Origin of the sequence: Ensifer adhaerens (genome assembly GCF_001270265.1) — a bacterium.
Classification (GTDB): Bacteria; Pseudomonadota; Alphaproteobacteria; order Rhizobiales; family Rhizobiaceae; genus Ensifer; species Ensifer adhaerens_B.
On record NZ_LGAP01000006.1, the window covers coordinates 182039 to 201068 of the forward strand.

19 protein-coding genes, 1 tRNA gene and 1 pseudogene are annotated in these 19030 nt (G+C 63.0%); 10 read left to right on the forward strand and 11 right to left on the reverse strand.

Annotated features, from left to right (window positions below):
* Positions 1-13 precede the first annotated feature (13 nt).
* Together AC244_RS13305 and hemA are read left to right on the forward strand one after the other, a co-directional pair.
* Entirely contained in the window at positions 14-811 is a 798-nt protein-coding gene (locus AC244_RS13305; protein ID WP_053249304.1) for an FAD binding domain-containing protein, read from the forward strand.
* Between the two features lie 225 nt (positions 812-1036).
* Complete coding sequence (gene hemA, locus AC244_RS13310) at positions 1037-2251, forward strand: 5-aminolevulinate synthase (RefSeq protein ID WP_053249305.1); 1215 nt, start codon at positions 1037-1039, stop codon at positions 2249-2251.
* A 226-nt stretch (positions 2252-2477) separates the two neighbouring features.
* Here hemA and dxr read toward each other — a convergent pair whose 3' ends face one another.
* Positions 2478-3653 carry a 1-deoxy-D-xylulose-5-phosphate reductoisomerase gene (gene dxr, locus AC244_RS13315; protein ID WP_053249351.1) on the reverse strand — a complete coding sequence of 392 codons (1176 nt, stop codon included), beginning with the start codon at positions 3651-3653 and terminating at the stop codon, positions 2478-2480.
* Between the two features lie 253 nt (positions 3654-3906).
* Between dxr and AC244_RS13320 the strand changes: the two genes are divergently transcribed.
* The 3 genes from AC244_RS13320 (at position 3907) to AC244_RS13325 (ending at position 5550) form a co-directional block, all read left to right on the forward strand.
* Positions 3907-4632: an META domain-containing protein gene (locus tag AC244_RS13320; RefSeq protein ID WP_053249306.1), complete on the forward strand. Its 726-nt coding sequence runs from the start codon at positions 3907-3909 to the stop codon at positions 4630-4632.
* A 230-nt stretch (positions 4633-4862) separates the two neighbouring features.
* Entirely contained in the window at positions 4863-5024 is a 162-nt protein-coding gene (locus tag AC244_RS37500; RefSeq protein ID WP_152975937.1) for a Thivi_2564 family membrane protein, read from the forward strand.
* Positions 5025-5181: 157 nt separating this feature from the next.
* Positions 5182-5550: a VOC family protein gene (locus tag AC244_RS13325; RefSeq protein WP_053249307.1), complete on the forward strand. Its 369-nt coding sequence runs from the start codon at positions 5182-5184 to the stop codon at positions 5548-5550.
* A gap of 24 nt (positions 5551-5574) precedes the next feature.
* Here AC244_RS13325 and AC244_RS13330 read toward each other — a convergent pair whose 3' ends face one another.
* Both AC244_RS13330 and AC244_RS13335 read right to left on the reverse strand, forming a co-directional pair.
* A complete protein-coding gene (locus AC244_RS13330; RefSeq protein ID WP_053249308.1) occupies positions 5575-7407 on the reverse strand; it encodes an ABC transporter ATP-binding protein in 1833 nt (610 codons plus the stop codon).
* A 45-nt stretch (positions 7408-7452) separates the two neighbouring features.
* Positions 7453-8652 (reverse strand): aminotransferase class V-fold PLP-dependent enzyme, encoded by a 1200-nt coding sequence (locus AC244_RS13335; protein ID WP_053249352.1) that lies wholly within the window; start codon positions 8650-8652, stop codon positions 7453-7455.
* A 229-nt stretch (positions 8653-8881) separates the two neighbouring features.
* On the opposite strand from AC244_RS13335, the gene AC244_RS13340 reads away from it, so the two are divergent.
* Positions 8882-9661, forward strand: a complete 780-nt coding sequence (locus AC244_RS13340) for an IclR family transcriptional regulator (protein ID WP_053249353.1) — start codon at positions 8882-8884, stop codon at positions 9659-9661.
* A gap of 19 nt (positions 9662-9680) precedes the next feature.
* Here the strand turns inward: AC244_RS13340 and AC244_RS13345 are convergent, their stop codons facing one another.
* From AC244_RS13345 to AC244_RS13360, 4 genes are read right to left on the reverse strand one after another with little or no spacing between them, the layout of a single operon-like run.
* Positions 9681-10172, reverse strand: coding sequence for a RidA family protein (locus AC244_RS13345; protein WP_053249309.1), 492 nt, complete (start codon positions 10170-10172; stop codon positions 9681-9683).
* Between the two features lie 44 nt (positions 10173-10216).
* The gene (locus AC244_RS13350; RefSeq protein ID WP_053249310.1) at positions 10217-11428 is read right to left on the reverse strand and encodes an amidohydrolase/deacetylase family metallohydrolase; all 1212 of its coding nucleotides are present in this window, start codon (positions 11426-11428) and stop codon (positions 10217-10219) included.
* Between the two features lie 3 nt (positions 11429-11431).
* On the reverse strand, positions 11432-12301 hold the full coding sequence (locus tag AC244_RS13355) for an ABC transporter permease (protein WP_053249311.1): 870 nt from the start codon (positions 12299-12301) through the stop codon (positions 11432-11434).
* The gene (locus tag AC244_RS13360; RefSeq protein WP_053249312.1) at positions 12301-13242 is read right to left on the reverse strand and encodes an ABC transporter permease; all 942 of its coding nucleotides are present in this window, start codon (positions 13240-13242) and stop codon (positions 12301-12303) included. The genes AC244_RS13355 and AC244_RS13360 overlap by 1 nt, the downstream gene beginning before the upstream one ends.
* Between AC244_RS13360 and AC244_RS37130 the strand changes: the two genes are divergently transcribed.
* Positions 13241-13387 (forward strand): hypothetical protein, encoded by a 147-nt coding sequence (locus tag AC244_RS37130; protein WP_161807861.1) that lies wholly within the window; start codon positions 13241-13243, stop codon positions 13385-13387. The genes AC244_RS13360 and AC244_RS37130 overlap by 2 nt on opposite strands.
* Here the strand turns inward: AC244_RS37130 and AC244_RS13365 are convergent.
* From AC244_RS13365 to AC244_RS13375, 4 genes and pseudogenes are all read right to left on the reverse strand, one after another.
* The gene (locus AC244_RS13365; protein WP_053249313.1) at positions 13357-14886 is read right to left on the reverse strand and encodes an ABC transporter substrate-binding protein; all 1530 of its coding nucleotides are present in this window, start codon (positions 14884-14886) and stop codon (positions 13357-13359) included. The genes AC244_RS37130 and AC244_RS13365 overlap by 31 nt on opposite strands.
* 321 nt (positions 14887-15207) lie before the next feature.
* A pseudogene (locus AC244_RS38030) lies at positions 15208-15315 on the reverse strand (BA14K family protein); the annotation flags it as partial.
* A gap of 55 nt (positions 15316-15370) precedes the next feature.
* Entirely contained in the window at positions 15371-15871 is a 501-nt protein-coding gene (locus tag AC244_RS13370; RefSeq protein ID WP_053249314.1) for a GNAT family N-acetyltransferase, read from the reverse strand.
* A gap of 187 nt (positions 15872-16058) precedes the next feature.
* Positions 16059-16135, reverse strand: a tRNA-Arg gene (locus AC244_RS13375).
* A 266-nt stretch (positions 16136-16401) separates the two neighbouring features.
* Here AC244_RS13375 and AC244_RS13380 point away from each other — a divergent pair.
* Genes AC244_RS13380 through pmi form a run of 3 tightly spaced genes read left to right on the forward strand, consistent with a single transcriptional unit; the run spans position 16402 to position 18972 of the window.
* The gene (locus AC244_RS13380; RefSeq protein ID WP_053249315.1) at positions 16402-17298 is read left to right on the forward strand and encodes an ROK family protein; all 897 of its coding nucleotides are present in this window, start codon (positions 16402-16404) and stop codon (positions 17296-17298) included.
* 11 nt (positions 17299-17309) lie between these two features.
* On the forward strand, positions 17310-17804 hold the full coding sequence (locus AC244_RS13385; RefSeq protein ID WP_053249316.1) for a heme-degrading domain-containing protein: 495 nt from the start codon (positions 17310-17312) through the stop codon (positions 17802-17804).
* 4 nt (positions 17805-17808) lie between these two features.
* Entirely contained in the window at positions 17809-18972 is a 1164-nt protein-coding gene (pmi, locus tag AC244_RS13390) for a mannose-6-phosphate isomerase Pmi (protein ID WP_053249317.1), read from the forward strand.
* Positions 18973-19030 lie beyond the last annotated feature (58 nt).

Consider the following 19030-nt stretch of genomic DNA (forward strand, 5'->3'; position numbering starts at 1 on the left):
GGGAGGACGTGTCATGTACGAGACCCATTATCACCGGGCGTCCTCCATTCAGGATGCCGTCAAGCTCAAGCAGGCCGCGGAGGAGGGCAAATATCTCGCTGGCGGGATGACGCTGATACCGACGATGAAACAACGGCTTGCCGCACCGACCGATCTCGTCGATCTCAGGCATGTCGCCGAAATGAGGGGCATCAAGGTGACGGGGAAAACCGTGAGGATCGGCGCCGCGACGACCCATTCCGAGGTGGCGTCATCCGCCGAGCTTGCGGCCGTGTGTCCGGCGATCTGCGGTCTCGCCAGCCATATCGGCGACCCGCATGTGCGCCATATGGGTACGATCGGCGGCTCGATCGCCAACAACGATCCGGCGGCCGACTATCCCTCGGCCATGCTGGCGCTCGACGCGACCATTGTGACCGACCGGCGGGAGATTGCCGCCGGCGATTTCTTCACCGGCCTTTTCGAGACTGCGCTCGAAGACGGCGAACTGGTGACCGCGATCACCTTCGAAGCGCCGGCGAAGGCGGCCTATCAGAAGTTCGCCAACCCGGCCTCACGCTACGCCATGGCCGGCGTCTTCGTGGCAAGGCGGGACAATGGCGATGTTCGCGTCGCGGTGACGGGGGCAGGATCGAACGGCGTCTTCCGGCACAGGGACATGGAGGCGGCGCTTTCGTCGAATTGGTCGCCGGATGCGCTTGCCAGTGTGACGGTCGATGCTTCCGACCTGCTTTCCGATATCCATGCGGATGCCACCTATCGCGCCAATCTGGTGAAGGTGATGGCAAAACGTGCGGTGGCTGCGGCATGAGCAATGCGAGCCCGTCCTGATGCGTCAAAATGGGCGGTTTCGGCCGCCCTTTTTTCGTCCAAGCTTGACTTCGATCAAGCTTGGAGGGATTTACATGCGCTAAGGCTTTCTTTGGAACGGTTCAAAACTAGAGGCCTTTTGCCGCAGGCGGCGGGCGCATCGCATTGCGGGGTTGACCCCCGGTCGCTTTGAATCAAAAAAAGCGGCAGGGCACTGGAGAAGATGATGGATTTCGAGAATTTCTTTAAAACCGAGCTGGACGGGCTGCATCAGGAAGGTCGCTACCGGGTTTTCGCCGATATCGCTCGCCATCGCGGCAACTTTCCGAAAGCCGCGCGCCACACGGCTGAAGGCATCCAGGAAGTCACGGTCTGGTGTTCCAACGACTATCTCGGCATGGGTCAGCATCCTGTCGTGACCGAGGCGATGAAACGCGCAATCGACGAATGCGGCGCCGGTGCCGGTGGAACCCGCAATATTTCCGGAACGAACCACTACCATGTGCTGCTGGAGCGCGAGCTCGCAGATCTGCATGGCAAGGAATCGGCGCTTCTGTTCACCTCGGGTTACGTGTCCAACTGGGCAGCGCTTGGAACGCTCTGTTCGAAGATTCCCGGTGTCATCGTCTTTTCGGACGCCGGGAATCACGCTTCGATGATCGAGGGGATTCGGCATTCCAAGTGCGAACGCGTCATCTTCAAGCACAATTCGGTGGCCGACCTCGAGGCCAAGCTTGCCGCTGCCGACCCGCGCGCGCCGAAGATCATCGCCTTTGAGTCCGTCTATTCGATGGACGGCGACATTGCCCCGATCAAGGAATTCTGCGATCTCGCCGACAAATACGGCGCGATGACCTATCTCGACGAAGTGCATGCCGTCGGCATGTACGGTCCGCGTGGCGGCGGCATTGCCGAGCGCGAAGGCCTGATGCATCGCCTGACTGTCATCGAAGGCACGCTCGGCAAGGCCTTCGGCGTCATGGGCGGCTATATCACCGGCTCGACGGCGCTTTGCGATTTCGTCCGTTCGTTTGCCTCGGGCTTCATCTTCACGACGGCGCTGCCGCCGACGCTTGCGGCCGGGGCGCTCGCCTCCATCCGCCATCTGAAGGAAAGCCAGGTCGAACGCTTCGCCCATCAGGAGCGCGTGCGTCGGCTGCGCTCGCTGCTCGACCAGCGCGGCATCCCGCATATGCCGAACCCGAGCCATATCGTGCCGGTCATGGTCGGCGATGCGGCCAAGTGCAAGTGGATCTCCGACCTGCTGCTCGACCATTTCGGCGTCTATGTGCAGCCGATCAACTATCCGACGGTGCCGAAGAAGACCGAGCGCCTGCGTATCACCCCGACGCCGCTGCATTCGGATGCCGACATCGACCATCTGGTCGGCGCTCTGCATTCGCTGTGGTCGCGCTGTGCGCTGGCACGGGCCGTCGCGTAACCCTCGTTTATCTTTCGAGAAATCTGCCCCTCACCCTAACCCTCTCCCCCGCATGCGGGGAGAGGGGACGAGGACAATAACGTCACCTGGCGCGATCCGTCGGAGAGCGAAACGTTGCGAACGATCGTTGAGGGCTTGAACGGATGCCGCGAATTTCCTTCGCCCCGCGTGCGGGGAGAAGGTGGCCGGCAGGCCGGATGAGGGGCGGGAACGCCTAATCAGCAAACTATCGGATGAGTCCGGCAGCCAGTTGTCGGGCTTTTTTGTCGGAGGCGAAAACATCGTCCATGGTAACGGCCGCCGGCAGGTCCGACAGCTTGTCCATCACCTGCTCGACGATTTCGGCCATGGTCAGGAACCCGGTCTGACCGGCGATGAAGGCTTCAAGCGCCGTCTCCTTGGCGCCGTTCAGCACGGCACCCTGCACGCCGCCCTGTTCCATGGCGCGGCGCGCCAGGCGGATCGCCGGAAACCGCACTTCATCGGGCGCTTCGAAATCGAGGCGCGACAGCTTGGCGAAGTCGAGCCGTTCGATCGGCAGGTTGCAGCGGCTGGGATAGGAGAGCGCATAACCGATGGCGGTGCGCATATCGGGGCAGCCGAGCTGGGCCAGCACCGAACCATCGGTGTAGCCGACCATGGAATGGATCACCGACTGCGGATGCACGATCACCTCGATCTGCTCCGGGCGCAGGCCGAACAGGTGCTTGGCCTCGATCATCTCCAGTGCCTTGTTGAACATCGAGGCGCTGTCGATCGAGATCTTCAGGCCCATCGACCAGTTCGGATGGGCGCGGGCGACCTCGGCGGTCACATGGCGCATTTCTTCCAGCGTCTTGGTGCGGAACGGTCCACCTGATGCGGTCAGGATGATGCGCTCGACGGCGTGGCGCTGGTGCTCTTCCAGCACCTGGAAGATGGCGTTGTGTTCGCTATCGACGGGCAGCAGCCGGCCGCCACCCTTCTTGACCGCTTCGATGAACAGGCTGCCGGCGGAAACCAGGCATTCCTTGTTGGCAAGGGCGATGTCGGCACCGCGGCCTGCGGCCGCCAGCGTCGGGGCCAGCCCGGCATTGCCGACGATTGCCGCCATCACCCAGCCGGCGTCGCGCTCCGCCGCCTCGATCAGGCCGCTTCTGCCTGATGCAACGGCGATGCCGGTGCCGGAGAGTGCTGCCTTCAGGCTGGCGTAGTGGTTGTCGTCGGCGGTGACGGCAAGCTCTGCGCCGTGGGTGATCGCCTGCTGTGCCAGCAGCGGAATGTTGCCGTTGCCGGTGAGTGCGACGATCTCGAAACTGTCGCGACCACCCAGCCGCTCGACGACATCGAGCGTGTTGGTGCCGATGGAGCCGGTAGCGCCCAGGATCGTCAGTCGGCGCTTCGCGTCTTCGCGGGATGCCATGCCAATTCCCATATTCTTGTTCGCTCTTCCAGCCTTCCAGCGGGGCGGGGGGCGCAAGCGCCCGGCCGGGCGTCCAACGCTCGTTCCGACAGAGGGAAGCCGCGTTTAGGTTTTGCCGAAAACCGATACCGATCTTCAGGATATGCGCTAGGCTCTACAGCCGAAATCGACGTGCAACAAGGGCGCGGTCTTCAATCCGACGTGTGATCGGGCTAAGAATCGGCTCACGAGTCGAAGCGCGAAGGAGTTCCCGATGCTGAAAGTCGCCACCGCCCTTTCCTGCGCCTGCGTGCTGATCGAAATGGCCTCGATGCAGACGGTCGCCGCCGAGAACGTGCCGCAGCAGCTTGTCGGCACCTGGCTCGCCGAAGACATTGCTGGCCGCGGCGTCATCGACAATCTTCAGTCGACGCTGGAGATCCGCGACGACGGGACCTATGGCGGCATGGCCGGCTGCAATCATTTTACCGGAACCTTCAGCCTTTCCGGCGCGAAGATCACCTTCGGGCCAGCGGCCTCGACACGCAAGATGTGCGTGCCGGCGGTGATGGACCAGGAGCAGAAGTTCTTCGAGGCGCTGCGCACCGAGCTTTCTTGGGCGGTCGAAGGCTCCAAGCTGATCCTCGCCAAGCCGACCGGTGCGCCGGCACTGACACTCGCGTCGATGACGGCCGACAACTCGCGCAGTGTCGATGTCACGATCTCTATTCCGGGTGCCGAGACGGTCGACCGTCAGTCGGCGCGCTATGACTGCGGCGGCAAGACGGTCGAAGCCGAATACATCAATGCCGGCCCGGTCTCATTAGTGACCTTTACCATCGACAGCGATTTCATCGTCGCCTCCACCGTGATCTCTGCATCGGGTGCCAAATATGCCGGCGGCCAGTACATCTGGTGGACGAAGGGCGACGAGGCAACGCTCTACGACGCCACGAAGGGAGAGAATGACGCCGGCACCGCCTGCAAGGCGGCCGGCTGACACGCTCCCCCTGATGTTCCTTGCAATCGACGCGGGCGAACCAGTCCTCGGCGGCATGAGGGTTGGTGAACCCTGATTTTCGGGTGCGCGGAACTCCTGCCTGTCGGCCGGGCCGGCGCCTTGAACTGCCGCTCGATCCAAATAGGTATTTGCCGATACTGGAACTTTTCCGCTCGCCTCATAGTTACAACCCAGACGACTTCGCGTCGCCTTGCAAAAGGAGTTTGTCTATGGGGCTTCTCATCAGCATTCTGATCACGTTCCTCGTCATCGTGCTCGTGCTTTATCTGGTTCAGCGCCTGCCGCTGGACGCCAGGGCAAAACAGATCGTGCAGGTGATCGTGCTCATCATCGGCATCATCTCGCTGTTGAGATATCTGGCCGTCTTCTGACGCAGCCTCTGACGTCAACCGGCTGGAACGGTTCGACAAGGCCGCCGGCTCCGATCACGGAGCGGCGGCTTTTTGCGCCCGGTTCGGGTCAATGCTGACAAAAACTGACAGTGGCACGCGTTAGGTTGGGACCAGCGAACAATGGAGATGATCGACGATGCTGAGCCCGAACCTCATCCTGCTTTACGTGGACGATCCTGAAAAGAGCGCCGCCTTCTACACCTGCCTGCTTGGTCGCGAGCCGGTTGCCGCCTTTCCGACCTACATCGCATACGCCTTGGAAAACGGCCTGACCTTCAGCCTCTGGTCCACCAAGGCCGCAAACTTCGTTTCCGCCGGCTCGGGCCACCGGATGGAGATCGCCTTCATGGTCAAGGACGATGCCGAAGTCGAGCGGCTGCACGCGGCGTGGCGGAAGGCGGGGATCCCGATCGAGCAGGAACTAATGACCGCAGTCTTCGGCCGTACCTTCGTTGCCCTTGATCCGGATGGCCATCGCCTGCGGGTCTGCACGCCGGACAAATGACGGTGCGTTTTCCGCGCCGGCTTCCTACACCTGCACGAAGTGTTCAGCCGAAATCTGGCGATATTCCCTGATGGCAACGACGTAGTCGGGTGCCCGCATCGGGCTCTTGATCTCGTCGCTGGCGACATTGCGCCTGGTGTGCCGCCGGGTCGGATCGGCGATCGGCACGGCTGCCATCAGCTTGCGGGTGTAGGGGTGCTGCGGGTTCTCGAAGATATCGGCGCGTGGGCCAATCTCGACGATCTCACCGAGATACATCACCGCGACGCGATGGCTGACGCGCTCGACGACGGCCATGTCGTGCGAGATGAAGAGATAGGCAAGGCCGAGGCTCGCTTGCAGGTCAAGCAGGAGATTGATGACCTGCGCCTTGATTGAGACGTCGAGTGCCGAAACCGACTCGTCGGCAACGATGACCTTCGGATCGAGCGCCAGCGCCCGGGCAATGCAGACACGCTGGCGCTGTCCGCCGGAGAATTCATGCGGATAGCGCGATGCCATGTCCACCTGGAGACCGACGCGCTCCAAGAGGTCGGCGACCTTGTCGCGGGCCTGGCTGGCGGTGCCGAGCTTGTGCTCGAGATAGGGTTCGGCGATCGCGGCACCCACGGTCATGCGCGGATTGAGGCTGGCGAAGGGATCCTGGAAGATCATCTGCATGGTCCGGCGCATCTCGCGCAGTGCCTTGCGGTCCATGGCCAGCACGTCCTGACCGTTGAGAACGACCGACCCGCTCTGCGGCTCGATCAGCCGCATGATCGCCCGGCCGGTGGTCGACTTGCCGCAGCCGGATTCGCCGACGAGCGACAGCGTCTCGCCGGGCTGCAGGCTGAAGGAGACATTCTCTATGGCGTGGACGCGGCCCTGCAGCTTGCCGAGCAGGCCGGCATGGATGTCGAAGCGCTTGACGAGGTTTTTTACCTCAAGGATCGGGCGGGTCTCAGCCACCGTGCTTGTTTCCTCGACGGGCGTATCCGGCAGGCCGGTGGTGCTGTCGATAACAGGAAAACGCAACGGCTGCGGCTTGCCCTTCATGGAGCCGAGCATCGGCACGGCCGAGAGAAGCGCGCGGGTATAGGGATGTTTCGCGCGCAGGAAGATGTCGTCCGTCCGTCCGGTCTCCACCGCTTCACCGCGGAACATCACCACGGTGCGGTCGGCAATCTCCGCGACCACGCCCATGTCGTGGGTGATGAACAGGACGGAGGTACCTTCCTCCTCCTGCAGCACCTTGATCAGGTCGAGGATCTGCCCCTGGATCGTCACGTCGAGGGCGGTCGTCGGCTCGTCGGCGATCAAAAGCTTCGGACGGCTGGCAAGCGCCATGGCGATCATGACGCGCTGGCGCATGCCGCCGGAGAAGCGGTGCGGGTATTCGTCGAAACGGGACGCCGCCGAGGGGATCCTGACCTTGTCGAGCAGGCGAATGGTTTCGGCCTTCGCCTCCGCCTTGCTCATCGGCCGGTGGCAAAGCAAAGCCTCGGAGATCTGGTCGCCGATGGTGAACAGCGGGTTGAGGCTGGTCATCGGCTCCTGGAAGATCATCGCCACGTCGTTGCCGCGCACGCGGCGCATGTCACTTTCCGGCAGATCGAGGATGTTGCGGCCGCCGAGCATGACGCGCCCCTCGGTCCGGCTCATGTCCTTCTGCAACAAACGCATGATCGACAGCGAGGTCACGCTCTTGCCTGAGCCGGATTCGCCGACGATCGCCACGGTTTCACCCGGCGTGACCGAGAACGAAATGTCCCGCACCACCGGCTTCCAGGCGCCATCGACCAGAAACGAGGTCGTCAGGTTCTCGACCGAAAGTACGGGGGGTTTCGACGGATCGGTGGCAGCGTCGGTGCGGGTCATGTCTCAGATTCCTTGTCGTTCTGCACAGATGGTGGCGGGTCGGTCTCAGTCGGGCCAGCGCAACAGGCCGGCGAAGCGGCGGGTGTTGCGTTCATGAAGCGGCGTGGCGATGATCTCGTTGGAGCTGCGCGCCTTTGTCAGTTCCTCGGAAAGCCGGTTCGCCACGATGGTTTCCTGGCCGGGATGGAGATTGCAGGGGTCGAGATAGAAGTAATTGTGCTCGAGCTCGTGGTCGCGCACGATCACCGGCGGCGCGCCACGCGCCAGGGCATCGGCGAGATCCCAGGCGGTGATATGGGCTTCCTGCGGATCGATGGTGACGCGCAGGCGGTCGAGCGGATTGCCGGTCGGATCGGCCTCGATCACCGGCTTGATGCCCGGGCGGCCATCAAGCGTGTCGCGCCAGAGATGGAGATAGCTGGTCTCGCGGTCGCGGATGCCCTGGTGGTCGCGTGTCTCCCAGGCGATGAGGGCGGCCATCACGCCGAGCATGCTTTCCTTGCCGATCTTCATGCCGCGGCCGATGCCAAGGTTCTGCAGGAAGGCGTTGCGCACCAGCGTCTTGTCGCCGGCGACGATGCCCGAGGTCGGACCGCCGAGGAACTTGTGGCCGGAATAGAGGACGATATCTGCGCCCTGCTCGAGGAAGATCTTCAGATCATATTCGGAAGCGGCATCGACGATTACCGGCACGCCCTTGGCATGGCAGGCTTCGGCGAATTCCCTGAGGCCGACGAGGCCATATTGCACCACATGGTGGGAGACGACATAGACGGCGGCGGCGGTGCGCTCGTTGATGGCGCCTTCGATATGATAGCGATAGGCCGACGTTGCCTGGCCGACGAGCACCGGCTTGCCGCCGGCAATGCGGATCGCCTGGTCGACCGGCGCACCATAGCTGACGACATGGCCCATCTGGATGATGACTTCGTTCTTCAACCCGGTGGTGTCGGGCAGACGTTCGATTGCCGCGATGTCGCTGCCGGTCATGGTGCCGGCGACGGCAAGGCTGATGCCCGCGGAGCAGGAGGCGGTGACGAAGCCAGCCTCGGCGCCAGTCAGCCGGGCAATCACCGGGCTGATCTTGCGCTGCAGGTCGTTGATCTCGACGAATTGCGGCAGTATTCCTGTCATCGCGGCGATCGCCTCCGGGACCACGATCGATGCGCCGAGGCTGGTCATCGTGCCGGATACGTTGATAACGGGGCGAAGTCCGAGAGCTTCGCGGATGTCGCGGTCAGGCATGGTGGTCTCCATATGTTTTTCTGGCAGTCGAAACAGGTAAGCTATTCCGTTTTCGCGGAATATCTACCATAGTAATGAGATATGAACGGGCCGTTTCGGATGGACGAACCGGCCGTTGTCGCGGGTGAGGCGGGAAGCTGCTGCTGCCCGCCCATCTGTTGCGAATTTCGAATTGCACGGGAGCAAACCCTTGGACAAGACGACGATTGCCGCCGAGACCGGCGACGACATGGAGCCGACCGCAAAAAACCGCCGCCCGCGCGGGAGCGGGATGGGTAGGGCGCTGCAGGGGCTCGACTTCCTCTACGAGACCGGCTCTCCGAGCGGCGTCTACGCCATTGCCAAGGCGGTGGGGGCGCCGCTGTCGACCGCCTATGTCATCGTTGACGACATGGTGGAAAAGAACCTGCTCAGCCGCGACGCGGACGGCCAGGTCTGGCTCGGCGACCGGCTCTACCACTACGGCCTTGCCTATGCGCGCTCGCTCGACTTCCTCGGCGTGGCGACGCGGGAGATGCACGATCTCGGCCGCGAGGTTGCCGAAACCATCCAGCTCTGCGGTCGCGACGGCGACTATATGCAGGTGCTCGCCATGGCCGACGGCCCCGGTCATTTCCAGGTGACCTCCAGGGTCGGTACCCGCGTGCCGCTCAACTGGACGGCATCGGGACGATTGCTGGTCGGCCATCTGCCCTCCGACGAACGGCTGGAACTGTTCCGCCGTTGCGCCCGCACATCGCCGACTGGCAGGGCCGATATCGATCCGGCCGCGCTGTCGAGCCAGGCCGAGACGGCGCTGGCCGCCAAGCTTTCGATCCAGGCGGGCGAATCCGACTATGCGGTCGCCTGCGTCGCCGCCCCGATCCTCGACGACAAGGGGAGCTGCGTCGCGACCATCTCCATCGTTCTGCCCGAACAGAAGATCCTCGACGATCGCAACTTCTATGCCGATCACGTGAGGGTTTCCGCCGAGCGGATCGAGAAGATGATGGGCTGGCGCAGCCATTGATCCGACCTCCCTTAGACCGTCACTCGTGAAGCGAGACGATCGCTTCGATCTCGACGGTGATGTTGCCGGGCAGTGACCCGAAACCGACGGCCGAGCGGGCATGCTGCCCTGCTTCGCCGAAGACGTCGATCATCAGGTCCGAGCAACCGTTGATCACCTGCGGGTGATCGGAGAATTCCGGCACGGCGTTGACCATGCCGAGCAGCTTGACGATGCGCTTGACGCGACCGAGATCGCCGAGCGCATCGTGCATCACCGCCAGCAGGTTGATGCCGGTCAGCCGGGCGTGCTCATAGGCGCTTTCGATATCGACGTCGGCACCGACCTTGCCGGCATGCAGGTGGCCGTCGACTTCGCGCGGGCCTTGTCCGGAGAGATAGAGGATGTTGCCCTCCTGAACGTGGGTGACGAAGTTGGCGATCGGCGGCGGTGCCGGCGGCAGGTCGATGCCGAGCGCTGCTAGCCTCTGGTAGGGCGAAGCCGGCGCACGGCCCTTGGTCTTATGGTCCAAACTGTTCACGCGATATCCTGCCAGTTTATGTGGTCTGTGATGGTTCAGCGGTAGCTGTAGCCGTGGCTGTGATCGGGGCATTCGACATGCGGCGGCTGGTATCGGTTTGCCGCCACGACATCGGTGCCCCTAACGGCGTAGCGCGGCTCGAACAGGCGGTTGAGATGGGCTTCGGTTCCGAGCGAATCGAAGACGCGCAGCTCGGAATCAACGAGATCAAAGAGGGTGAACTCAGCACGGGCACCGACGCTCAGGAGGTTGTCCATCGGCAGGCGAATGACCGAGGCGGGCGCCTGGGTCACCGCCTCGACGACCTTCTCGAACGGCATGCCGACGCTCAAGAGCTTCGACATGGTGGTGCCGAGGTCCCAGACCGACTGGTTCATGCTGCGCAGATGCACGTCGGTGGAGATCGAGAACGGCAAAAGGCCGCGGGCAATGGCGACTTCCGCGACGCGGAACGAAAATGACGCGCCACCATGGCCGATGTCGAGCCGGATGCCTTCGCCGGCGCAGCGCTCGGCCAGTTCGAACAGGTCCTCGTCCTCGATGATGCTCGAGCCGGCCTTGCCGTTGAAGCAATGGGTGACGATGTCGCCAGGGCCGAGGATTTCGAGCACTTCGTCGTAGAGCGCCGGAGGCTCGCCGACATGCACCATCATCGGGATTTTGAGGATCTTGGCGATCTTCTTGCCGAGCTTGACCGGGGTCACGCCCCAGGAGCCAGTGATCACGTGGCTGGCGCGCACTTTCAGACCGACGATATGCTCGCGGTTTTCCTGGTAGCAGGCGATGATGCGGTCAATGTCGATCGAGCGGATGTCGCTGAGTTCGCTGACGCGGTTGCAGGCGACGAGGCCGATGGAGCCGAGATTGAGGAAGGCTTTGATGCGCTCACGCGCCGGCTCGATGATGTATTCGCGAAAGCCGTGAAAATTGGCTTCGCCGGCCGAACCGGCGTCGACGATCGTGGTGACGCCGCGCTCCATGCCGCAGAGCTGCGGCCGGACCGAGATGTCGGTGCCGCCGTGCCAGACATGGGCGTGCAGGTCGATCCAGCCGGGCGAGATCCAGGCGCCCTTGCCGTTGATGCGCGTGGCGCCTTCAGGTGCCGCCAACTGGCTGCCGATGCCGGCGATGATGCCGTCGCCGCCGACGAGAATATCGACGGTTTCAGCCGGCGCCGCCATGCCGAAGGCGACGGGCTTCACGTTGCTGATCAGCACGGGGCTGTTGCTACGGGTTGCGGTGGGCATGGATTACAGGTCCTTTCTGAGGCGGGGGTCGAGCATGTCGCGCAAACCGTCGCCAACCATCTGCAGGGACAGGACCGAGAGCACGATGGCGATGCCGGGAAACAGCGTCACCCAATCGGCCTGTCCGATATATTGCCGGCCAGAGGCGATCATCGTGCCCCAGGTCGGGATTTCCGGGCTGACACCGACGCCGAGGAAGGAAAGTCCGGCTTCGGCCAGCATCGCATGCGCAAACAGGAACGTACCCTGCACCAGGATCGGCGAGAGCAGGTTGCGCAGCACATGCCGTGTCATGATGTGCGGCGTCGAAATGCCGAGTGCGCGCGCCGCCTCGACATAGGGCAGTTCGCGGATCACCAGCGTCGAGGCGCGCACCACCCGCGCCAGCCGCGGCGCATAGACGACGCTGAGAGCGATGATCACTGTCGTCAGCGACGGGCCGAGGGCAGCGACGAGCGCGATCGCCAGCAGGATGTCGGGGAAGGCCATCATCGCGTCGATCAGCCGGGCGATCGGCGCGTCGAGCTTCGGAAAGAAGCCGGCGACGAGGCCCATGATGACGCCGACGATCGTTGCGAGCGTGACGACGGCGGCGCCGACCAGCAGCGAAAGCCGGCCGGCATAGAGCGTGCGCGAAAACACGTCGCGCCCGAATTCGTCGGTACCGAAGAACCATTGCAGGCTCGGCGGCGACAGGCGGTTGACGATCGACAGCTTGCCGGGTGCATAGGGCGCGATCAGCGGTGCGAAGACGGCCAGGAGCACGAAGACGACGAGCACGAAGAGGCCGAAGGCCACGGTTTTGCGCTTGAGCAGGCGGCGCAGGAACTTGGCTCGTTCACTTGCGACAGGGGTTGATACGGTGACGGTCATCAGTAGCGAACCCTTGGATCTACGAGGAGATAGAGCATGTCGATCGCGAAATTGATCAGCACGTACAGAGCGGCGATCACCAGAAGCGCGCCCTGGATCACCGGATAGTCGCGTCGAAGCACGGCGGAGACGACGAGATTGCCGACGCCGGGCAGACCGAAGACGGTTTCTGTGACGACGGCGCCGGAGATCAGAACCGCGGCGGTGAGCCCGATGATCGTCAGGATCGGGATGAGGGCGTTCTTCAGGGCGTGTTTCATCACCACGCGGCGTTCGCCCAGGCCCTTGGCGCGAGCGGTGCGGATGAAGTCGTCGCCGAGCACATCGAGCATCGAAGCGCGGGTAAAGCGCAGGATCAGCGCCGAGGAGACGACCCCAAGCGCGATTGCCGGCAGGGTCAGATGGTACATGCGCTCGATAAAGGATGAACCCGGTCCGCCGTAACCCGAAACCGGGAACCAGCCGAGGCGCACGGCAAGAATCTGGATGAGGATCAGGCCGAGCCAGAAGCTCGGAATGCTGGCGGCGAGCATTGCCAGCGTGGTGGCAGCCTGGTCGACGAACGAGCCGCGCCGGTAGGCGGCGTAGATGCCGATCGGCAGCGCAATGGCGCTGGCGATCAGGATCGAGAACAGCGTGAGGAAGAAGGTCGGCTCGGCACGCTCGGCAAGCGCCGAGGTGACAGGCTGGTTGAGGAAGATCGACTGGCCGAGATCGCCCTGCAGCAGCTGCCCGATATAGTAGACATATTGCAGGCCGAGCGACTGGTCGAGGCCAAGCTTGGTGCGCAATTCGGCGATGTCTTGCTGCATCGCTTCCGGTCCGAGCATGACGGCGGCGGGGTCGCCCGGCGTCACGCGCACGATGACGAAGACAATGGTGACGACAAGCGCCATGACCACGATCATGCCGAACAGGCGCTGGAGAATATAGCGTATCATGGGTGCCTCGAACTTCTTCCGCACGGGCGCCGACAAGGCGGCGACGGGCTATCCGGCGGGCAGCAATCCCCGAAGAGAAAGACCGCCCGCCGAAGGCTTCAAGTGGGTGAAAGCTTACTTCTTGATCGAAGCGTTCCAGAAGTAGGGCCACGGTGCGGGCGAGACACCGTCAAGCGTCTTGGTCTTTGCCGACAGGGCGTTGAAATCGCCGATCTTGATGAACGGCACTTCCTCGTAGATCACCTTCTGCACGTCGGCCCAGAGTGTCACGCGCTTGCCGGCATCCGATTCGGCGTTGAAGGCGTCGACGGCCTTGGCGCGGGCCGGCGTATCCCAGTTGCCCGGCGCCTTGGTCGACATCATGCCGATCAGGGCCGGCTCGGGCAGGAACGGGCTGTGGGTGATGTAGATATCCCAGAGCGTCGGGTCGGCGCGGCGCTGGGTGAGCGTCGCCCAATCCACCACCTGCATGTCGACGGTGAAGCCGGCGAGCTTCAGATATTCGGCTGCCACCTGGGCCATCTTGTAGTGGAACTCGTACTGGCGGCTTGTCAGGATGCGCAGCGGCTCGCCCTTGTAACCGGCGACCTTCAAGAGTTCGCCTGCCTTTTCCGGATCGGCGATATTATAGCCGCCTTCCGTGCCGGCGTCGGTGCGCCAGACATATTGCGAGGGGTAAAGGGCGGCATCGAGCGCGTAGAAATCGGTGCTGCCGAAAGCGGCCGCCATCATGTCTTCCATGCTGAGCGCGGCGCGGATCGCCTTGCGCAGCTCCAGGTTCTTGGTCATGCCGTTGCCGGAGTTGAGCACGAAGACAGGCCAACCGAAGGGCTGCAGCATGACCGGCTCGGAGGCGCTCGAGCCCTTTACCCGCTCGAAGGATTCGACCGGAATTGAATCGACATAGTCGTACTGGCCGGAGACGGCGGCCTCGACACGGGTGTTCGGATCGGGAACCGGCACGAAACGGATCTCGTCGGCATATTGGTGACGCGCGCCGCCATAGCCGTTGGCTTCACCTTCGGGCGAGACGTAGGCGTCGAAACGGGTCAGCTGGATATACTGGTCGGCCTTGCGCTCCTTGAGCTGGTAGGGGCCGGTGCCGACGAAATCGACCATCGGCTCGGCCTGCTTTTCCGAAGGCAGCACGATCGCCGCGGAATTGTTGAAGGCGAGCAGCGAGACCAGCGGCGCATAGGGCGTGTTGAGCGAGATTTTCACCGTGGTCGGATCGACGGCCTCGATGCCGGCGATCGTCGTTGCCGTCTGCTTGCCGCGCGAGGCCGTTTTCGTCCAGCGCTCGAGCGAGGCGACGACATCGGTCGCATCCATGTCGGTGCCGTCATGGAACTTGACGCCGGAGCGCAGCTTGATGGTGTAGGTCTTGCCGTCGGCGCTGATCTCCGGCAGGGCGGCGGCCAGAAGCGGTGTCGGCTTCCAATCCTTGTCGAAGGTGTAGAGCGTCTCGAACATATGCTGCGAGACGATGCCGACCAGGTCGGCGGTCGAGGCCATCGGGTCGAGTGTCGGCGGCTCGCCGACCGTGGCGACGTTGATGACGCCACCTTTTTCCTGCGCGAAGGCGAATGACGAGGAGGCGATGAGCGCCGTTCCCAGAAGCCGTGCGATCCTTGCTGATTTCATCTTATGTTCCTCTCTTATTTTTATTACATAGTTATGTATTAAGATACTTTATATTAGAATGATAAGATCAGGCTTACGGAGATGTCAAGCTGCAGTCGGAAAACCAAGCGATGATCGCAGTCGCGGGCTGCGCGGATCAGGCAGAACCGAGGGGAATGGGTGAGGAGGAATGGTTGCGTTGCGTCGGGGCAATGTCGATCAAGCGGAGCGCATTGATCTACACAAGAACACAGCGGCATCCGCTACAAGGCGCCCACGGAAAACTATTGTTTCCCAGACAGTTATGCCTGGGCGCAGACGGGCGACGGGACGTAATGCCGGCTAGCAATAGGGTGAATAACAGGCGTGGCGGGCGCCGTAGTAGGATTGGTCGCTATTGTCCCATGCCCGGGAAGACCGGTATCGACTGTAGCACCAGCTCGTATGGGAGGGCGATTTTGTGCCGCTGGTGGCGTGGACATTCACGGCGTGCACGATCGGGCCGCTAGACACTGACCTCTTCAAGCTTCTGGTCGAAAATGCCGAAGCCGGCACGGCGGTAGGTGTCCTGCGCCTTGGCATGATCCCAATTGTCCGTGTGCAGCCAGACGCGATCGGGTGCCCGATCCCAGATGGCGCGCAGTGCGCCATCCAGCAGAAACGGGCCGAGCCTTCTTCCCTGCATCTCCGGGATCAAGCCGAAATGGGTGAGCTCGATATCGGCAGTATCGACGCGCTCGAACTCGCAAAGCCCGACTACATTGCCCTCAAGGCGCAGGATATAGAGCGCCGTCGACGGGCTGCGAAGAAAGGTCTCCAGATCATCGGCGGCCATGCGCAGCCGCTGATCCCAGCGCAAGGGTTCGCCGACGGCGCGATAAAGCGAGAGGAATTGCTCGGCTTCCAACCGCTCAGGCGCAAACGCGGCGCCCTCGACAGGCGGCAGCAGCGGCTCGCCGGTCGGCCGAGCGCGCATTTCCATGTAGGTGACAAGCAGCTGAACCATGATTTCTTATATCGATACCGGGTACCCACAACGCAGCGCTTCAACAGGAAAACGCTCGAAAAAAACGGAGCGGGTTGCGGAACTTCGAGTCCTGCACCGCAATGCCAAGAACGCATCGGAAACAGGCCTGTAGGAACGCCTGTCGGAACGTGTAGGAACGGCGTTCTGGTTAAATCATTGAAATCGTTGGTGATCCCGGCGCGATTCGAACGCGCGACCCCCAGATTAGGAATCTGGTGCTCTATCCTGCTGAGCTACGGGACCACTCGGATAGCACCCATACAAAAGCAAGGCGCCTTCGCCAAGTGTTTTTGCACTGTCCCGTCGTGAAATAGGGCGCGGCGCGCGGTGCCGGCGATACTCGGGGCTGCGGATCGCATCGGCCCGATGACGTGCTCCCCCCTCTGCCGCGGCGTGCCGAAATCGGGGGCTGGCGTTTCCAGTCTTTCGAATGCTAAGCAGGGATCGGCGCCGGCTTGAGGAGGTTGGTGCTCCTTCATGCGACCCTCACCCAGAGACCTGATCCAGACATGTTCATCGGAATTGATTGGGGCGGCACGAAAATGGAAGTCATCGCGCTCGATCGCGATGGCGAAACGCGCGCCCGCCACCGTGTCGCGACGCCGACCAGCGGCTATGACGACTGCATTCGGGCCGTTCTCGACCTCGTTGCCGCCGCCGAAAGGACGGCGGGCGAACAGGGGTCGATCGGCATCGGCATTCCCGGCAGTCCCAACCCGCGCACCGGCATCGTGCGCAACTCCAACGCCGTGTTGATCAACGGCAAGCCGCTCGGGCGGGATCTCGAGCAGGCGCTCGGCCGCAAGGTGCGTCTTGCCAACGACGCCAATTGCCTGGCGGTGTCGGAGGCAGTCGACGGCGCCGGCAAGGACGCGCAGACCGTGTTCGGCGTGATCGTCGGCACGGGGCACGGCGGCGGTCTTGCGATCGGCAAGAAGGTGCATGCCGGCTATCAGGGCGTCGCTGCCGAGATCGGCCATTATCCGCTGCCGTGGATGACCAAGGACGAATATCCCGGCCACAAATGCTGGTGCGGTAAACACGGCTGCCTCGACATGTATGCCTGCGGCACCGGGGTCGAGCTCGACTATCGCCTGACCACCGGCGTCGAAAAGCGTGGGCGCGATATCATCGAAGCGAAGCGGGCGGGCGATCCGGTGGCGTCAGGCGTCTATGACCGTTTCGTCGACCGGCTGGCGCGCAGCCTTGCGCTGTTGACCAACATCGTCGACCCCGATGTCTTCGTGCTCGGCGGAGGCATGTCGAATGTCGACGAGATCTATGAGGACGTCCCACCCCTGGTGGTCAACTATCTCTTTGGTGACAGTTTCGAAACGCCGATCCGCAAGGCGGTGCACGGGGACAGCTCCGGCGTGCGCGGTGCAGCTTGGCTCTGGAAGGATTGAGCGGAGGCTTCATGAATATCGACAGTGATCTCAAGCGCATCGCCCACCAGGAGCAGGAACTGCAGTTTGACAGTTTCGACCTGGAAGCCGCATGGCAGCTCGGCTCGACGCTGCGCCGCATGGCGGCCGAACGCAAGCTCGGCGTCGTCATCGACATCACGCTGTTTTCCATGCAGGTGTTCTACGCCGCGCTCGAAGGCGCGACGCCGGATAATCCGAACTGGGTGCGCCGCAAGCGCAACACCGTCTTCCGCCTGTTCAAGAGTAGCTATTCGACCGGCCTTGGGCTGTTAAAGCAGCAGACCAACCTGCAGGCGAAGCTCGGGCTTACGGATGCCGACTATGCCGCCCATGGCGGCAGCTTCCCCATCGTTGTCAAGGGTACCGGCTGCATCGGTGCGGTGACCGTGTCCGGCCTGCCGCAGCGCGAGGACCACAACATGGTGGTCGAGGCGCTGGCCGAGCTGCTCGGCAAGAACCATGATGAACTGAAGCTTGAGGGCTGAACCGTTGCCGCAGGATATTTTCTCGCAATCCGCCACCCTGTCGGCTTGGCTGGCTGAAAAGGCCCTGCCGCTTTGGCGCGAAAAGGGCGTCGATGCTGTCGGCGGCGGTTTCGTCGAGACCATCGATATGCAGGGCGAGCCGACGCGCGCCAACCGCCGGGCGCGGGTGCAGCCGCGCCAGGTCTATTGTTTCGCTGAGGCCGGCAGGCGCGGCTGGAGCGGCGACTGGAAGGGGGCCGCCGAGGGCGGGCTTGCCTATTTCGACCGTGTCTATTTGCAGCCGACAGGTTTTTACGGCGCTCTTGCGGATGCCGACGGCAAGCTGATCGATGCGTCCTTCGACCTCTACAACCAGGCTTTCGCGCTGCTGGCCTTTGCCTATCTGGCCGAGGTCTTCCCGGCGCGCAAGCCGGAGATGGTCGAGCGCAGCAACGGTTTGCGCCGGCGTCTCGAAGCCCATTGCAAGCATCCGCTCATCGGCTTCGAGGAGGATGATCCGTCGCGGCTGCCGCTGTGCTCCAACCCGCACATGCACCTGTTCGAAGCATGCCTGGCCAGCGAAGAGGTCGAGGGCTTTGACCGTGTCGCCTGGTCCAATCTTGCCGACGAGATCGCCCATCTGGCGATGGATCACTTCATCGACGGCGATACCGGCGCGCTGCGGGAGTTTTTCGACCACGATTGGGCGCCTTTCCCTGGCGACAAGGGACACATCGTCGAGCCGGGCCATCTGTTCGAATGGGCCTGGCTGCTTCTGCGCTGGGCCGAGCGGCGCGGCAATGCCGAAGCCATCGTCAAGGCGCGGCGGCTCTTCGAGATCGGCGAAGCGCATGGGATCTGCCCGAGCCGCAATGTCGCTGTCATGACGCTGCTTGACGATTTCTCGGTTGCCGATCCGATCGCGCGGCTGTGGCCGCAGACGGAATGGCTGAAGGCCTCGGTCCGGTTTGCGGCCCTCACAGACGGTGCCGAGCGCGAGCGCTATCTCGCCTCGGCCGCGCGCGCGGCGGCTGCGCTTGGCTTGTTCCTGGAGGCACCCGTTGCCGGGCTGTGGCGCGACAAGCAGAAGGCCGATGGCTTGTTCGTCGACGAGCCGGCGCCGGCAAGCAGCTTCTATCACATCCTTTGCGCGATCTATGAAACACGGGATTGCCTCGCGCGTCTCTAGGTTTTTCCGCTTGAAGCATCACATGGCTCGTCGCAGTCGCGACGGGCCATTTTCTTTG

Bases quoted from the DNA above. Each gene is read 5' to 3' on its own strand.
- AC244_RS13385 (WP_053249316.1), top strand. From the start codon at position 17,310: ATGAATATCGACAGTGATCTCAAGCGCATCGCCCACCAGGAGCAGGAA.
- AC244_RS13380 (WP_053249315.1), top strand. From the start codon at position 16,402: ATGTTCATCGGAATTGATTGGGGCGGCACGAAAATGGAAGTCATCGCG.
- AC244_RS13355 (WP_053249311.1), bottom strand. From the start codon at position 12,301: ATGACCGTCACCGTATCAACCCCTGTCGCAAGTGAACGAGCCAAGTTC.
- dxr (WP_053249351.1), bottom strand. From the start codon at position 3,653: ATGGCATCCCGCGAAGACGCGAAGCGCCGACTGACGATCCTGGGCGCT.
- AC244_RS13365 (WP_053249313.1), bottom strand. From the start codon at position 14,886: ATGAAATCAGCAAGGATCGCACGGCTTCTGGGAACGGCGCTCATCGCC.
- AC244_RS37130 (WP_161807861.1), top strand. From the start codon at position 13,241: ATGGGTGCCTCGAACTTCTTCCGCACGGGCGCCGACAAGGCGGCGACG.
- AC244_RS13320 (WP_053249306.1), top strand. From the start codon at position 3,907: ATGCTGAAAGTCGCCACCGCCCTTTCCTGCGCCTGCGTGCTGATCGAA.
- AC244_RS13370 (WP_053249314.1), bottom strand. From the start codon at position 15,871: ATGGTTCAGCTGCTTGTCACCTACATGGAAATGCGCGCTCGGCCGACC.
- AC244_RS37500 (WP_152975937.1), top strand. From the start codon at position 4,863: ATGGGGCTTCTCATCAGCATTCTGATCACGTTCCTCGTCATCGTGCTC.
- hemA (WP_053249305.1), top strand. From the start codon at position 1,037: ATGGATTTCGAGAATTTCTTTAAAACCGAGCTGGACGGGCTGCATCAG.
- AC244_RS13330 (WP_053249308.1), bottom strand. From the start codon at position 7,407: ATGACCCGCACCGACGCTGCCACCGATCCGTCGAAACCCCCCGTACTT.
- AC244_RS13335 (WP_053249352.1), bottom strand. From the start codon at position 8,652: ATGCCTGACCGCGACATCCGCGAAGCTCTCGGACTTCGCCCCGTTATC.
- AC244_RS13340 (WP_053249353.1), top strand. From the start codon at position 8,882: ATGGAGCCGACCGCAAAAAACCGCCGCCCGCGCGGGAGCGGGATGGGT.
- AC244_RS13305 (WP_053249304.1), top strand. From the start codon at position 14: ATGTACGAGACCCATTATCACCGGGCGTCCTCCATTCAGGATGCCGTC.
- AC244_RS13350 (WP_053249310.1), bottom strand. From the start codon at position 11,428: ATGCCCACCGCAACCCGTAGCAACAGCCCCGTGCTGATCAGCAACGTG.
- AC244_RS13360 (WP_053249312.1), bottom strand. From the start codon at position 13,242: ATGATACGCTATATTCTCCAGCGCCTGTTCGGCATGATCGTGGTCATG.
- AC244_RS13325 (WP_053249307.1), top strand. From the start codon at position 5,182: ATGCTGAGCCCGAACCTCATCCTGCTTTACGTGGACGATCCTGAAAAG.